General features: G+C 58.7%; 13 protein-coding genes. 8 read left to right on the top strand and 5 right to left on the bottom strand.

What is annotated here, in order from left to right:
• Nucleotide 1: 1 nt before the first annotated feature.
• Nucleotides 2-490, bottom strand: coding sequence for an SgcJ/EcaC family oxidoreductase (locus H4317_RS05905; RefSeq protein WP_185889216.1), 489 nt, complete (start codon nt 488-490; stop codon nt 2-4).
• Between the two features lie 97 nt (nt 491-587).
• Nucleotides 588-1,442, bottom strand: coding sequence for an AraC family transcriptional regulator (locus H4317_RS05900; protein WP_185889215.1), 855 nt, complete (start codon nt 1,440-1,442; stop codon nt 588-590).
• Between the two features lie 122 nt (nt 1,443-1,564).
• On the opposite strand from H4317_RS05900, the gene H4317_RS05895 reads away from it, so the two are divergent.
• The 4 genes from H4317_RS05895 to H4317_RS05880 all read left to right on the top strand — a co-directional run bounded on the left by H4317_RS05895 (nt 1,565) and on the right by H4317_RS05880 (nt 5,242).
• Nucleotides 1,565-2,062, top strand: a complete 498-nt coding sequence (locus H4317_RS05895; RefSeq protein ID WP_185889214.1) for a GNAT family N-acetyltransferase — start codon at nt 1,565-1,567, stop codon at nt 2,060-2,062.
• A 57-nt stretch (nt 2,063-2,119) separates the two neighbouring features.
• The gene (locus H4317_RS05890) at nt 2,120-2,833 is read left to right on the top strand and encodes a DUF421 domain-containing protein (RefSeq protein ID WP_185889213.1); all 714 of its coding nucleotides are present in this window, start codon (nt 2,120-2,122) and stop codon (nt 2,831-2,833) included.
• A gap of 196 nt (nt 2,834-3,029) precedes the next feature.
• Nucleotides 3,030-4,931 (top strand): phosphoglycerate dehydrogenase, encoded by a 1,902-nt coding sequence (gene serA / locus H4317_RS05885; RefSeq protein WP_185889212.1) that lies wholly within the window; start codon nt 3,030-3,032, stop codon nt 4,929-4,931.
• Nucleotides 4,932-4,942: 11 nt separating this feature from the next.
• Nucleotides 4,943-5,242, top strand: a complete 300-nt coding sequence (locus tag H4317_RS05880) for a hypothetical protein (protein WP_185889211.1) — start codon at nt 4,943-4,945, stop codon at nt 5,240-5,242.
• An 84-nt stretch (nt 5,243-5,326) separates the two neighbouring features.
• Here the strand turns inward: H4317_RS05880 and H4317_RS05875 are convergent, their stop codons facing one another.
• Nucleotides 5,327-6,013 carry a hypothetical protein gene (locus tag H4317_RS05875; protein ID WP_185889210.1) on the bottom strand — a complete coding sequence of 229 codons (687 nt, stop codon included), beginning with the start codon at nt 6,011-6,013 and terminating at the stop codon, nt 5,327-5,329.
• Nucleotides 6,014-6,082: 69 nt separating this feature from the next.
• Nucleotides 6,083-7,441 carry a D-alanyl-D-alanine carboxypeptidase/D-alanyl-D-alanine-endopeptidase gene (locus H4317_RS05870; protein WP_185889209.1) on the bottom strand — a complete coding sequence of 453 codons (1,359 nt, stop codon included), beginning with the start codon at nt 7,439-7,441 and terminating at the stop codon, nt 6,083-6,085.
• 205 nt (nt 7,442-7,646) lie between these two features.
• Between H4317_RS05870 and H4317_RS05865 the strand changes: the two genes are divergently transcribed.
• The gene (locus tag H4317_RS05865; protein ID WP_185889208.1) at nt 7,647-9,083 is read left to right on the top strand and encodes a Gfo/Idh/MocA family protein; all 1,437 of its coding nucleotides are present in this window, start codon (nt 7,647-7,649) and stop codon (nt 9,081-9,083) included.
• A 95-nt stretch (nt 9,084-9,178) separates the two neighbouring features.
• Here the strand turns inward: H4317_RS05865 and H4317_RS05860 are convergent, their stop codons facing one another.
• A complete protein-coding gene (locus H4317_RS05860; RefSeq protein ID WP_185889207.1) occupies nt 9,179-10,087 on the bottom strand; it encodes an NAD(P)/FAD-dependent oxidoreductase in 909 nt (302 codons plus the stop codon).
• Nucleotides 10,088-10,249: 162 nt separating this feature from the next.
• Between H4317_RS05860 and pyrG the strand changes: the two genes are divergently transcribed.
• From pyrG to H4317_RS05845, 3 genes are all read left to right on the top strand, one after another.
• Nucleotides 10,250-11,893, top strand: coding sequence for a CTP synthase (pyrG, locus tag H4317_RS05855; protein WP_185889206.1), 1,644 nt, complete (start codon nt 10,250-10,252; stop codon nt 11,891-11,893).
• Between the two features lie 260 nt (nt 11,894-12,153).
• On the top strand, nt 12,154-14,031 hold the full coding sequence (yidC, locus tag H4317_RS05850; RefSeq protein WP_185889205.1) for a membrane protein insertase YidC: 1,878 nt from the start codon (nt 12,154-12,156) through the stop codon (nt 14,029-14,031).
• Between the two features lie 128 nt (nt 14,032-14,159).
• Nucleotides 14,160-15,203 carry a DUF6438 domain-containing protein gene (locus H4317_RS05845; protein WP_185889204.1) on the top strand — a complete coding sequence of 348 codons (1,044 nt, stop codon included), beginning with the start codon at nt 14,160-14,162 and terminating at the stop codon, nt 15,201-15,203.
• The last annotated feature ends 120 nt before the right edge of the window (nt 15,204-15,323 follow it).

Below are 15,323 nucleotides of genomic sequence, written 5' to 3'. Positions count from 1 at the left end.
TCTACTTCATGGGGTCCACGGCGCGGGCATCTACCACTGTATTCTGGCCGGACGTGAACAGCCATTTGCCATTTTTCTTCACAAACACCATCGTCCCCATTTCATCGGCGGCCGGGTTTACATTGAAGCCGCGGTTCACGCCGTCGGGCGGGAAGAATTCGCCTACATGTGTTACCACGCTGGCAATGGCTACATCGGGCGTCACGAACCGGATGGTGGTGCTTTTCTTCTCAAAAGGCACATTCTTGAACATGTCGCGCTCCTCGAACATAGCATGAAACGCCTTGCGCATGGTTTCGCGCCCTTTCCAGTGCATACCCACAATGTTCACCCAGCTGGCATCTTCGGTAGAGTTACTCAGCAGCACATCAAAATTCAGCTTCTTCGTGTTGGTGTCCACGGCCATGTAGCCGTCCAGAATCTTGTTGATTTGCGCTTCGTCAGTCTTGGTTTGGCCGTAGGTGAAGGTACTAAGAGCAAGAAGGGGCAAAAGCAGGAGCCGTTTCATACGAAAATTGAGTGTGGTGAATAGTACCCAAACCTAGGCGGTACGGCCGCCGGCCAGGTAGTAAAAAACCGACATTCTGCTACTGCCTGCTCTCCCAGCGCTGCCCGGGCAGCAGCGTGTATACCCGCTTAGAGTCTGCGGCATCAATGGTGAGCAGCGTGGGCGGGGTGACACCGGCAAACTCTCGGCAGTCGCGCACGAGGTGGCGGTAGTCGGTGTAGCCAGTGCGGAGCGCTACACTCAGCCAGTCCAGCTCCGGATGGTGGTCTTTGAGCCGAAACGCGTGACTGAACCGGCTGATGCGCGAGAACAGCTTGGGTCCCATGCCCAGCCGCTCCCGGAAATTACGCTCAAACTGCCGGGCACTAAGGCAGGCAGCGTCGGCCAGCCAGTCGAGCGGCGGCACGGTGCCGGGTTTCAGCAGCAAGGGCAGCACCGCATCAATGGGCCGCTGTGCCACCCGTATTCGGCGGGCCTGCCGGAGCAGAAACGCTTCTACTAGCCCAATCATGTGGTCGTAGGTGGCCGCCGGGTCGCGGAGTTGCTCCCGCACCTGGCGCAGTTCGGAGCCAAAAAGCAGTTCGCTTTCCACGGGCAGGTCAAACAGCTCCGTCATGGGCGTGCCCAGCAGCCGGTGCAGCCCGCCAGGCCGAAACGCTACGCAAATCACCAAATGCTCAGGCGAAAAGCACAGGTCGACCCGCGTTACCTGAGGCCCCACTACGATGCTATCCGGCGACAGTACGTGGCGTTGTGAGCCATGCTGGTAGTTCCAGACGGCCCCGCGCGGATAAAAATACAGGCACTGCTCAGGAGCGGGTGGAAAAGGCTTCACTACTGCCTGTCCGTGCGCCGGATAGTGCACATGCACCAGCATGTAGTGCTGCACCAACGAAGCAAGCTCCGGAGCTGGCGGATAGAACTTGCTGAACATATACGGATAGCTTGGTTATACTGAAGATAGCCAGAAAGGCGCAGCTAATATGCAGAATACAGGATGCGCTTCCGCGTCGGCCGTGCTACTTTCGCCTGTTTCTATTTGCCACTGCTGCTCCTATGACCATCCGGGTTGCCACGCCTCACGACCTCAATGAAGTATACCGCCTCTGGTGCCTGCTCATGGACCAGCATCAGGCCTACCATCCGGTTTTTGGCTACCATCCCGAGGCTGAGTTCAAGCTGAAGCGCATGCTGCGTGAGCGGCTCACCGAGCCGTACACCCGCATTTTTGTAGCCGATGCCGGCCCTGATGGCTTGGTGGGGCTGCTACTGGCTACCTACCAGGTAGGGACCAGCGCCATGCACTTTTTCCGGCGCGGCTACATTGCCGAAACCATTGTGGAAATGCCCTACCGCCGTCGAGGCTTGGGCCGGGCGCTGTTCGGGGCAGCCAAAGCATGGCTGCTGGCAGAAGGAGCCGACCATCTGGAGCTGCAAGTGGCCTTGCAAAACCCGGCGGCACTTCATTTCTGGCAGGCGCAGGGGTTTGGCATCACTACACACCACCTGGTGCGGCCCTTGTTCCACGGCCCACCAGATCAGCGCGAATACTAACTGTACGCTATGCTGTTGCGTTAGGGAAGGCAATAGTTTCCCTTTTAGTACCACGCTATGCTTTTTGCCGCTACCGTTCAGCCGTTTGACTGGAACCGAATTTTACTTTCCGAGGATATTCCGCCGCTGTTTCTGCTGGAAATAGCTCTTCGCTGCGTCCTGACCTATTTCATGATCCTGGGAGCGTTGCGCGTGACCGGGAGGCGGGGCGTACGGCAGCTGTCCATCTTCGAGCTCAGCATTATTCTGGCCCTCGGCTCAGCTGCCGGCGACGCCATGTTCTACGATGATGTGCCCATGCTGCACGTGGCGGTGGTGTTTGTCGTGGTGTCGGTTCTGTATCTGCTCTTCAACCGGCTCACGGAAAAGTGGCCGTGGTTCAGCGACTGGCTGGAAGGTGCGCCTGTGCTACTTGTAGAAGACGGCGAGATTCAGCTTCGCAATTTCAACAAGCAGAATTTGACGCAAAAAGAGTTGTTTGGCGAGTTGCGCCAGCGGCAGGTAGAACACCTGGGCCAGGTGCGCCGGGCCTACATCGAAGCAACCGGCGACATCAGCGTTTACTTTTTTGATGATGCTGATACCCAGCCGGGCTTGCCCACCTGGCCCGAACGCCTAAAACAGAGCACCCGGCGGGTAGAAACGGATGCTGCTTACGCCTGCGCCTGTTGCGGCCACGTGCAGCAACTGGCCCGTGGCAGTGCAGCCCACTGCGCCGTATGCCACCACGATGCCTGGATTGAGGCCTGTGCGGCTAAGCGGGTGGCCTAGTTCGCGCCAACCTTGTTTCCACAGTTATAGAAGGGCCGAGCTTTTTCGGCTTTCCTCCCTTTTGGCGCTGCCTGTTTCTTCTCAGAATGATGCCATTTTAACCAGGCACCCAGAAAGCGGCTGGCACAATGCCCCAGTACCAGCCACGTCAAGTTCGGTGGGATGCTTAGCAATTCCGCCCGATATTGCCCCCACTATGCCCGAACCAACGCAGCCGCTTCCGTACCTCATCATTGATTTCGATAGCACATTCACCCAGGTAGAAGGCCTCGACGAACTCGCCGATATTGCTCTGGAAGGCCACCCCAACCGGGAGAAAGTGGTGGCCGAAATCCGGGCGCTGACGGACCGGGGCATGAGCGGGGAGCTGAAATTTTCAGAGTCGCTGAAGCAACGGCTGGCGCTGCTGCCAGCGTACCGGCGGCATCTGGCGCCGCTGGTGGCTCGGCTCAAAGGCAAGGTTTCGGAAAGCATTGTGCGCAACCGGGCCTTTTTCGAGCAGTTTCCGGGGCGCGTGTATATTGTGAGCAGCGGCTTCCGCGAGTTCATCGAGCCGGTGGTGGCCGAGTTTGGCATCGGGCCCGATTTTGTGCTGGCCAACACCTTCACTTTCGATGCCGAAGGCCGCATCACCGGCTTCGACCCAGAAAACGTACTCAGCCGCGACGGCGGCAAAATCGAGCAGCTCCGTCGCCTCGACCTCAGCGGTGATGTGTACGTGCTCGGCGACGGCTACACCGACTACCAGATCCGGGAAGCTGGGCTGGCCAACCGTTTCTACGCCTTCACTGAAAACGTAACCCGCGACGCCGTAGTGGCCCGCGCCGATGAAGTGCTACCTACTTTCGACGAATTTCTCTACCAGAATAAGCTTCCGATGACGCTTTCCTACCCCAAAAACCGCATCAAAGTTCTGCTGCTTGAAAACCCCGATGCCCGCGCCGCCGAACTGTTCCGGCAGGAAGGCTACCAGGTAGACACTGTGCCCGGTGGCCTCGACGAGGACGAGTTGGTACAGCAGATTGAGGGCGTCAGCATTCTGGGCATCCGGAGCAAAACCCAAGTGACGCCCCGTGTGCTGGAAGCCGCCAACCGCCTGATTGCGGTGGGCGCATTCTGCATCGGCACCAACCAGATTGACCTCACGGGCTGCATGAAGAAGGGCGTGGCCGTGTTCAACGCGCCCTTCTCCAATACCCGCTCGGTGGTGGAGCTGGCGCTGGGCGAAATTATCATGTTGGCCCGCCGCATCCCGGAGAAAAGCGCCAAAATGCACGACGGCGAGTGGGACAAGTCAGCGAAAGGCTCGTTTGAAATCCGGGGCAAGAAGCTGGGCATCATCGGCTACGGCAACATCGGCAGTCAGCTTTCTGTAGTGGCCGAGGCGATAGGCATGCAGGTACTCTACTACGATGTGGCCGAAAAGCTGCAGCTCGGCAATGCTACTAAGTGCCGCACGCTGCCGGAGCTGCTCCAGCAAGCCGACATCGTGACGCTGCACGTAGACGGGCGCGCCGCCAATACCAACCTGATTGGGGCCGCCGAGCTGGCCCTGATGAAGCCCGGCGCGCTGCTGCTCAACAACAGCCGCGGCCATATTGTAGATGTGCCGGCGCTGGCCGCCGTGCTGCGCTCCGGCCACCTGGGCGGCGCCGCCGTGGATGTGTTTCCGTACGAGCCCAAAACCAACCAGGAAAGCTTCGAAAGTGAGCTGCGCAGCCTGCCTAATGTGCTCCTGACACCCCACATTGGCGGCAGTACGGCGGAGGCGCAGCGCAACATTGCCGAGTTTGTGCCGGAGCGCATCATGCAGTACGTAAACAGCGGCAACACCCAGCAGAGCGTCAATTTCCCCAACATTCAGCTACCTGAACAGCAAGCCCACCGCCTCATTCATATTCACCACAACGTGCCCGGCGTGCTGGCTCGCATCAACAACGTGCTGGCCGAACGCCACGTCAACATCTTGGGTCAGTACCTGAAAACCAACGAGCACATCGGCTACGTCATCACCGACATCGACAAGGAATACGAGCCGGAGGTAATCGGCGAGCTGAAGCAGGTGGAGCACACCATCAAGTTCCGAGTGCTGTACTAAGCGCCCCTCGTATGCCCATCCGCAGCCTGACTTCCCGCCAGCTTTTTATCGTCCTATTGTATGCTACTTGCGGCTTTTATGGGCCCGTGTCGCTATTTCTGGGGCTTCTCTCGCTGGCAGACGTGGTGCCGGCCCGACTGAATGAGCAAGAGTACTATGGGCTGAAAGGCTTTGTTATCTACCTGTTGTTTGCGCCTTTCGTCATTTTCATTCTCACTGTCTCTATCTGGATTTTTGTGGCTCCTGGCTGGAAGCTTGCTCGGATTGTATTAGATAAATTCAGTCCTGTTAGCAAGCTGGTTTCGGAGTAAACCAACTTGCTACTCTACTTGTTATAGCCCTGTCATTGCTCCTTGCGGAGCATAGCAGGGCTATATTTCTATTCGCGCACCCTCCTACTCATCCCACCCTGCATTCCCCTTGTACCGCTCAAACCGAATGCGGCCGAAGTCACGAGGTGTTTCTATGTGGGTTTTCGCGCTGTCAGGGTTAGAGGCATGAAAACTGTCGCCTCCGGCCCGGTGCAGGTACCAGTGGTGGTCGGTGGGGTTATACTTGAACGTGATGATGTGAGTCCAGCGCCACCCGCTGCCACCATAATGCTCCACTGAGAAGTAGCCGTTTTTGATAGTCAGGCCTTGGTACGGGTCACCCATCATACCGCCACACTCACTGCACATTACGGTGTTATCGTTGCGCGCCGCCAGGATATACTGGCCCTGGGCGTTGGCAGTGAGTAGCAGTAGGGGCCGGCGGGTTTCGCTGCCCTGGTTATCAGCAGTCAGACTGTCTAGTACCAACAGCTTGTCGGGGTAAGCGTCGCGGTTCAGGTCGCCGGTTTTCATATCGAGCAGGCGGTAGCCAGCCGGCACAAACTGCCGTACCAGCGCCGCCGAGTCGGGAGTAGCAATGGGGGTAGCGGGCTGGGGTTGGGTAGCCGGCGCCGGCGCTTTTGCAACGGGTGTGGTCCTGGCGGCTCGTGCTTCCGCTACTGCTTCTGAGTCTGATTGGCAGGCTGGTACACACAGCAGACTCAGTGCGGCGCTCAGCGCCCTGGCGAAAGAGGAAAGAGTGGTAGACACTTGATAAAATCGGATTGAGTATAGAGCAAATTCCGTTCAACAAATCAGGATAAACTATTGACTTAGCGGCTACAGCCGTTCTCGCACCTGCGTCAGAATGCGCTCCATTTCGGTACGGACGGGTGCGTCGTTGCCGGGCAGGTTGTTGTTGAAGAAGCTGAAGGCCACCAGCCGGCCCGATTTCGTGCGGATATAACCGCACAAGTTATGGTTGTTGGTGAGCGTGCCGGTTTTGCCCCACAGCCACGTCCGGCCCGCCACCGGGCGGTAGCGGCGGCGCAGCGTGCCCTGTCCCCCGCCGGCAGCCAGCAGGCTCAGCAGGCGCGCTTCGGGCGTTTCCTGATGCAGCTTGAGCAGCAGGCCCGTCATGGTGCGGGGCGTCACGAGGTTGAGGCGAGAGAGGCCGGAGCCATCTACCCAGCGCGGCACATCGGGCAGGTCGGCCAGAAACAGCTTCTGCATCACCCGAATGGGCCGGATGGCGCTCAGCGAATCTAAGCCGAGGCGGCTGGAACACAGCAGCAGCAGCTGTTCGGCCAGGAAATTGTCGCTCACGCGCAGCAGGCGGCGGTACAGCGAATCGACGGGCAGCCCGCGCACCACCCGCACGCTGTCCTGGGGGCGCAGGCGGAACGGCACCACGCCCACAGGGCGCCGCAGCGTGTCCTGGAGCAGCTGCTGGAGCAACGCAGGACTGGTACGAAACGGCGTTTCATCCACCCATTTTGTGGTGCTTGGGTACGCGAAAAAGCGGTTTTCCAGCTCCGGCCGCCTTATATGGTCGTCGCCGGGGTTGGGCGTACCGGCGGCTACGGCCTCCGTCAAAGGCAAAAAGAAGCGGGGCGCCACGCGAGGCAGCGGCTGGCTGGCCTGGCCGTAGAACCGCACCGTGTGCCCGTAGATAGGAAACGGGCCCCGCTCAGGCTGGAAATAGTAGTTGTAGTCGTCCCAGGTCCAGCCCGGCCCGTAGGCGCTGACACTGGGAATCACGGCGTAGAACAGCTTTTCGGGGCGGCTTTGCAGGAAGGTGAAGGCGCGGCGGCTGGGTACGTCGCCGTGTAGCAGCGTAGGGTCGCCGGTGCCCCAGAAAATCAGTGAGTCGTGGCGCACTACGTAGTGCAGGCTGGGCAGCGAGTCGCCGAGCATGTGCAGGCCCGCATATATGCTAAATAGCTTCATGGTGCTGGCCGGCGTGAAATACTTGTCAGCATTCAGTTCATACAACTTCTCGCCGGTGGCCGCATCGGCCAATGCCACGCCCACATGGTGCTGGCATAGTACCGGCGAAGTAGTTATCAGCGTCTCCAGCCACGCCGGATTGACAATTCGTGGTGCCGCTACCGGCATCTTCTGGCCCCGCACAGGCACGATATGCAGTAAGAAAAGCCCCACAAGCAGTGCGCGGCGAAAAACAACAAGGAACGGCATCAAAGGGAGGCTAGCAGGCAAAAACTCTCGCAACTTGGGCAAAAGCGCGGCCCTTTTCAACTTCCGATGAAAGTAAGCTCGTCCTTGTTGACTTGGTGCAGGATACTACGTTGTTGCGGCAGCGTTCCAAATCCGGGCTTCCGGCAACCTGGCTCTGGCGCCGGAAGTATGGTAGTGCATACTCGCTACTTATTTTCCGTTTTGTATGTCCATCACCAATGAACTGTTGAACACTGTGTTGCGCCACGCCAGCCAGGAGGTTTCGCGCAAAGAGTTTCTGAATCTGGCCGGGCGCGGCCTGGCCGTGGGCGTAGCGGCCGGCTCACTGGTTAGCTGCCAGTCGGATACGCCAAAGGCCAGTGCGGGCAGCACGCCCACCACCGGCACGCCGGCCTCGGATGTAGATGCGGCCACCGTATATGCGGCCCCAGATGGGCAGAAAGTCCCTTCGTCGGAAGCCGTGTCGCCGCCGGCCAAGGTGCCCGCTGGCCTCGACAAGCCCATTGAGCTGGAAGCCTGGAAATCGGACGTAGACCCCAAATCAGGCCCCACCCCTACCCCGCTGCCGCCCGACAAGCGGGTGGGCTATGCGCTGGTGGGCCTAGGCCACCTCACACTGGAAGAGCTGCTGCCGGCGTTTGGCGAGTGCAAAAAATCGAAGCCGGTGGCGCTGGTAAGCGGCTCGCCCGAAAAGCTCAAGAAAGTAGCGCAACAGTATGGCATCAAGCCCGAAAGCTGCTACAGCTACCAGGACTACGACAAGCTCAAGGACAACCCCGAGGTGCAGGTGATTTACATTGTGCTGCCCAATTCCATGCACGCCGAATACACCATCCGGGGCGCGCAGGCCGGCAAGCACATCCTCTGCGAAAAGCCCATGGCTAACTCCTCTCAAGAGTGCCAGGCCATGATTGATGCCTGCAAAAAGGCGAACCGCAAGCTCATGATTGCCTACCGCATTCAGTACGAGCCCTATAACCGGGAGGTGCGGAAGATGCTGCGGAGCAACAAGTTTGGGCCGGTGAAATACATCCAAGCTCAGAATAGCCAAAGCTCTGCCAACCCCGACCACTGGCGCCACAAAAAGGCGCTGGCTGGCGGCGGCGCCCTCCCCGACATCGGCCTGTATTGCCTGAACACCAGCCGTTTTCTGCTGGGCACCGAGCCCACGGAAGTATCGGCCTATATGCACAGCACGCCCGGCAACCCGCTGTTCAAGGAAGTAGAGGAGCTGATGTCGTGGCAGATGCGTTTTCCTGGCGGCATCACCGTCGACAGCATCACGCACTACAACACCCACGATTCGCGCTTCTACCGCGTGAGTGCAGAACGCGGCTGGATGCATCTAAACAATGCATACGCCTACCAGGGTCAGCAACTGCAGACTTCCCACGCCGAAGGCCCGGCCAAACTACAGAACCAGATTACCATCCCGGCTAAAAACCAGTTTGCCGCCGAAATGGACCACTTCTCCGAGTGCGTCATGGAAGACAAAAAGCCCCATACCCCCGGCGAGGAAGGTCTACAAGACCAGCGCATCATGGAGGCCATCTACCAGTCGGCCCGCGAAGGCCGGCCAGTGAAGCTGTCTACTGTAGCTGGCGAAGACGTATTCCGCGGCCCCGAACCGAAACAGGCTTAGTCTACCCTGTTTATAGTTGTATTTCGCCCCGGCAATCATCTGTTTAAACAGATGATTGCCGGGGCGAAATACTTATTGCAGCAGCGTCTCCCCGCTCAAAAAGCCGTTTCGATGAGGTTGTTATTCAGGAAAGCTGCGGCTTTGGAGCCATTGGCAGCGGCCATGGCCAGTTGGCGCATCGGCGAGCTATTGTCGCCGGCAGCAGACACACCCTCCACCGAGGTTCGGCCAACTTCATCAGCTTTGATGAACCCCTGCTCGGTCAGGGCGCAGCCTAGTTGCTGGTGCAGCGTGCCGGGCAGTGTAAAAGGCACACGGGCATATAGCGCATTAAGCGGCTCGCGCGTGCCATCCGCCAAACGCAAGTGGTGCAGTTGACCGGCTTCGTGCTCCATTTCCGTCAGTGGCGTTTCTATAATGCGAATACTGTGCGCCTGCAACTGGCGTGTTTGCTCCGCCGATAATGTAGAAGGCCCATCCGTGAACAGGCGCAGGTCAGGAGTCCAGTGCTGGATGAGGCGGGCAAACTCAAACCCGACGTCCCCGTTGCCCAGCACGCCCAGTGACTGGCCATGCACTTCAAAGCCATGGCAATACGGGCAGTGCAGCACCGAAATACCCCAGCATTCGGCAAACCCAGGCAAATCGGGTAATTGGTCCTGGAGGCCAGTTGCCAGCAGCACCCGCTTACTCCGGAAAGTCCGGCCATCATCGGTGGTCAGCTCAAAATCAGCCGCGTTCTTCTGAGCCTGCACGACAGATGCAGTGTGGAGCGCAACGGTTGGGTAGGCCTGTAACTGCGCGCGGCCGAGTGCCAGCAGTTGCGCCGGGGTTTCGCCGTCGCGGGTGAAAAAGTTGTGGGAATGAGGCGTCTGGCGGTTGCACGGGTGGCCGGCATCCAGCACGAGCACCCGGCGGAGCGCACGGCCCAGCGTGAGGGCGGCACTCAGGCCCGCTGTGCTGCCGCCTACAATCACTACATCAACAATTGAATCAGGCTCCATCGGGGAAAGGCAACAGGTGAGGCTTCGGAGAGTCCGAGACAAATATATGCAACCTTGTTGCATATACAAGATTATCAAATCTGCACCTTGGCAATCTTCCTCGCGCGTAGCACAAACTTTCCTGGGCGAGGCCGGAGAATCCCGCTAACTTTGTTTCCCGTTATGCCAGACCGAACCCCCACTTCCACGGCTGCAACGGCCAAGTACATTTTCGTGACCGGAGGAGTAACCTCCTCCTTAGGCAAAGGCATCATCTCGGCCTCCCTGGCCAAGCTGCTGCAAGCCCGCGGCTTCCGCGTCACCATCCAGAAGTTCGACCCCTACATCAACATCGACCCGGGCACGCTCAACCCTTATGAGCACGGCGAGTGTTATGTAACCGACGACGGGGCCGAAACCGACCTCGACCTAGGCCATTACGAGCGGTTTCTGAACGTACCGACCTCGCAGGCCAACAACGTCACCACGGGCCGCATCTACGACCACGTCATCACGAAGGAGCGCGAAGGCGCCTACCTCGGCAAGACCGTGCAGGTGGTGCCCCACATTACCGATGAAATCAAGCGGCGCATGCTGCTGCTGGGCCAGACCGGGCAATTCGACGTCGTGATTACCGAAATCGGGGGCTCGATTGGCGACATTGAAAGTCTACCCTTCGTGGAGTCGGTGCGGCAGTTGCGCTGGGATTTGCCCGAAAACAGCTCCCTCGTGATTCACCTCACGCTGCTGCCCTACCTGAAGGCGGCCGGCGAGCTGAAAACCAAGCCGACCCAGCACTCGGTGCGCGATTTGCGCAGCGCTGGCCTGCAGCCCGACATTCTGGTGTGCCGCTCTGAGTACCCGATTCCGGCCGAGATGCGCCGTAAAATTGCGCTGTTCTGCAACGTCAACATCAATTCTGTTATCGAGAGCCTCGACGCCGACAGTATTTACTCGGTGCCGCTGCTCATGCTGAAAGAGCACCTCGACGAGCGGGTTATCAAAAAGCTGAAGCTGCAGGGCGGCACGGCCCAGCCCGATCTGGACGTATGGAAGGAATTCCTGGGCCGCCTGAAAAACCCGACCGAGGAAGTAACCATTGCGCTAGTCGGCAAATACGTGGAGCTGCCCGACGCCTACAAGTCCATCATTGAATCGTTCGTACACGCTGGTGCGCATAACGAGTGTAAGGTGACGGTACGCAGCATTCAGTCGGACCATCTTAGCGCCGAAAACGTGGCCCAGCAGCTGCACGGTGTGGATGGTGTGCTGGTAGCGCCGGGCTTCGGTGAGCGGGGTTTCGAGGGCAAAATTGCGGCCGTGAAATACGTGCGCGAAAACAACATTCCGTTTTTTGGTATTTGCCTGGGTATGCAGGTGGCGGTGGTGGAGTTTGGGCGCAACGTGCTGGGGCTACAGGATGCTTCCTCTACGGAAATGGATGCCCAAACGCCGCACCCGGTAATTGCCATGATGGAGGGCCAGAAAACTGTGACCCTGAAAGGCGGAACGATGCGCCTAGGCGCCTACGACTGCGAATTACGCCGCAACTCGAAGGCGGCCAAAGCCTACGGCCGCAACCACATCAGCGAGCGGCACCGCCACCGCTACGAGTTCAATAATGAGTATCTGAAGCAATATGAAGCCGCCGGCATGATTCCGTCGGGCCTCAACCCCGAAACCGGCCTGGTGGAAGTGGTGGAGCTAGCCAACCACCCGTGGTTTGTGGCCGGGCAGTTTCACCCGGAGCTCAAAAGCACCGTGCAGAACCCGCACCCGCTGTTTGTGCGCTTCGTGAAAGCCGCTATTCAATACCGGAAAGGGTAGTTGGGAACAACCTAACCATCTGTCATCCTGAGCAAAGCAGGGCCTTATTCTGTTAGAACGGCAAGCATAATAGCGGCTCGCTCTTGCATTATAAGGTCCTTCGCTTTGCTTAGGATGACAGGTGGTTTGCATTTAATCCGCTGCCCAAAGCGCCGACCTACAATTATTAACCTGACAAACCCGACCTTTGTGGCAGCGTTGCCGGATTTTTGCGGTCGGCGCTGCTCACGCATTCCTTGTTTGCCCTCATTTTTACCTGAATGGACAGAAATTCAGCAACTGGCCTGTTTCTGATAGCAGCCTTGCTCCTCGTCTACCTGTATTTCTTCAAGCCCGAAACGCCCAAAGAACTACCGGCCGACAAGCCTACCACGGCGGCCAGCACCGCGCCCGGCGCCACTCCTGCTACGGCCGCTGCCCCCTTCGATTCAACTGCTGCGGCCCGCACGCTTGGTGCTTTTGCCGGCGCCGCGCAGGGCACTGCCCAGCAGGTGCAGCTGCAGAACGACAACGTGGCTATTACTTTCTCCTCGAAAGGAGGCCGTGTGGAGGCTGTGCGCCTGAAGAACTACAAGACTTTCTTCGGCAAGCCGCTGGATCTGCTGGATGCCCAGAGCGCCCAGATTGATACCCGTTTCCGGACTATCGGTGGTCAGAACGTGCGTCTGTCGGACTTGTATTTCCAGCCCGGTACGGTGCAGCCATTTGCCGAAGGTGACAAGAAAGGCCAACGCCTAAGCTTCACGGCCAGTGTGGCCGGTGGCCAGATTGAGGAAGTGTATACCCTGGCCGATGGCTCCTACGAGCTAGGCTACGACCTGCGTTTCACAGGTCTGCAGCAGGCTATGTCGCAGGAGCCGCTCACGTTTACGTTCGTGGACCGCGTGCGCCAGACTGAGCAGGACCTGAAGCAGAACCGCAACCATACCACCATCAACCACTACTTGGCCGCTGATGACCACGGCGCGTTGGCGGAGGCCTCCGAGAAACCGGAGGAGGTGACTATCACGGAGCCGGTGAAGTGGGCCGCCCACAAACACGACTTCTTCGTAGCTGGTATCATTGCCAACGACAAGTTTTCGAATGGTAAGTTCAACTCTACCGTTGACCTGAACGACAGCACGTTCATCAAAACGCTGAGCACCACGCTCAGCATTCCGGCGGCCGATGCGCAGCAGGGCAAGGCCAGCTTCCGCTACTATTTCGGCCCGAACTCGCTGCCTATTCTGAAGGATGTGGCACCGGGCTTCGACCGGAACGTGTACCTAGGCTGGGGGCTGTTCCGCTGGGTAAATCAGTTTGTGGTGCTGCCCGTGTTCCACACCCTGGAGCAGTTCATCAGCTCCTACGGCATCATCATCGCGCTGCTAGTGGTACTCATCAAGCTCGTGACATGGCCTCTGACGTACAAAACGTACGTGTCGCAGGCTAAGATGAAAGTGCTGAAGCCGGAAATCGACGCCATCAAGGAGAAGGCCGGCGACGACCAGATGAAGGTGCAGCAGGAAACCATGAAGCTGTACTCAAGCTTCGGGGTGAGCCCGCTGAGCGGCTGCGTACCCACGCTGCTGACGCTGCCCATCTTGTTTGCTATGTTCCAGTTCTTCCCCAACGCCATTGAGCTGCGGCAGGAGCATTTCCTGTGGGCCAAGGACTTGAGCACCTACGACGACCTGATTAAGCTGCCCTTCACGGTGCCATTCCTGGGCAACCACATCAGCCTGTTCACGGTGCTGATGACGCTTTCGACGCTGCTGATGACCTGGCAGAGCAATCAGATGAACCCGGCCGCTATGCAGGGCCCGATGAAGTTCTACAGCTACCTGATGCCCGTGATATTCATGTTTGTGCTGAACAGCTTCGCGGCCGGCCTGACTTGGTACTACCTCGTTTCGAACCTGGCTACGCTGGGCCAGCAGGCTCTCACGCGCCGCTTCGTAGATGACACGAAGATCCGGGCGCAGCTGGAAGCCAACAAGGTGAAGAACAAGGACAAGAAGCCTTCAGGCTTCGGAGCCCGCCTCCAGGATGCCATGCGTGCCGCGCAGGAGCGCGACGCCCAGCCACGTTCGGGTGCTGATGCCGGTACTTCAGCCTCCGTGGAGCCCAAGCCCAAGAAGCCAACTCGTCGCTCTTAGGCTGCCTGAATCACAAAAAAAGCCTTCCGCATGCTGTGGAAGGCTTTTTTTATTTTGAATATTCAGAAAACGTTGATTTGGTCCGCTTTTTGGAAATTGCGGCTCTGTACCTCTTTTCTCTCCTTACTATGCGCCCTTTTCTACCCCTTTTTCTGTTGGCTCTGGGTGTAGGCACGCTGCCAGCCTGCACCGTTAATTACTACGTGCCGGCCGGTACCGAAACCGCCACTACGACGCCCGCTCCCCGGCCGCCCCGCTCCCGCCCGCAACGGTATCAGCCGCAGCAAGGCACTGTGCGCTGGGAATCAGCACCAGTAGTCAGTACACCTGCTGCGCCTACGCGCCCCCCTGTTTCGGCCCCTACGTCTCCTCCCGTGCGTACTGCACCACCCATTCGCACGTCCCCCCCAGTTCGTACCTCGCCTCCAGTTACCACCGGCCCGGTGCGTCAGAACCCAACGGTACGCCCCCCGGTGATTAACCCTCCGGTAGCTACGACTAAACCCGTACGCACCGTTCCGGCTCCTGCTACTCCCTCGCCTGCACAGCCTGCCGGTACCACGCCCACCCCTGTAACCAGCCAGCCCACCGCAACCACCGACGGCAGCCTGACCACGGCACTCCCGGAACAGCCTGCTAGTCCGGTAGCCGGAAACGGCAAGGTCTTGGCCGTGCAACCAGAGCAGCCTGTTACGACTACGGGTGAGGTAAAGCCGCCTAAAACGATTTCCTCGCCAACCACCGCAGGCACCAGCCTGCCAGCCGATGAAGTACCAGTAGCGGAGCCGCAGAAAGAGCCCAGCATTGTTTTCACGAAGACACCCTGCCTGGGCACCTGCCCGCATTACACCGCCACTATCTATCCTGATGGCCGCGTGAGCTACGAAGGGTTTCGCTACGCACCAGTAGAAGGCAAGCGTGAGTTCAGAATTTCGCTATCCACAGTCAACACCATTCTGGCTCAGGCGCGGGAAATCAACTTTGCAGACCTGAAAAGCAGCTACTCTGATGGAGCCACGGACCTGCCTTCTACTACTGTCACTATCCGGCAAGCCGGTGGCCCCACCAAAAAGGTCAGTGTAGAGTCCAGTGAACCGGCCGAACTAAAAAGCTTCTTCCGCTACATCGAGAAACAAATTACCGACGGGCTAGGCGTCACAGCAGACCAGTAGCTGCTATCTGTCACCAAACAAATGCTACTCACCACAAGAAAGGCCTTCGTGCCATTTGGCACGAAGGCCTTTCTTGTGGTGAGTAGCATTTGTCCTTTCAGAAAAGCAAACCCAACGAGC

The organism is Hymenobacter sediminicola, from assembly GCF_014250515.1.
Lineage (GTDB): Bacteria > Bacteroidota > Bacteroidia > Cytophagales > Hymenobacteraceae > Hymenobacter > Hymenobacter sediminicola.
Note: the sequence above shows the minus strand (reverse complement) of the source record. Positions and strands in the feature narration are given on the sequence as shown.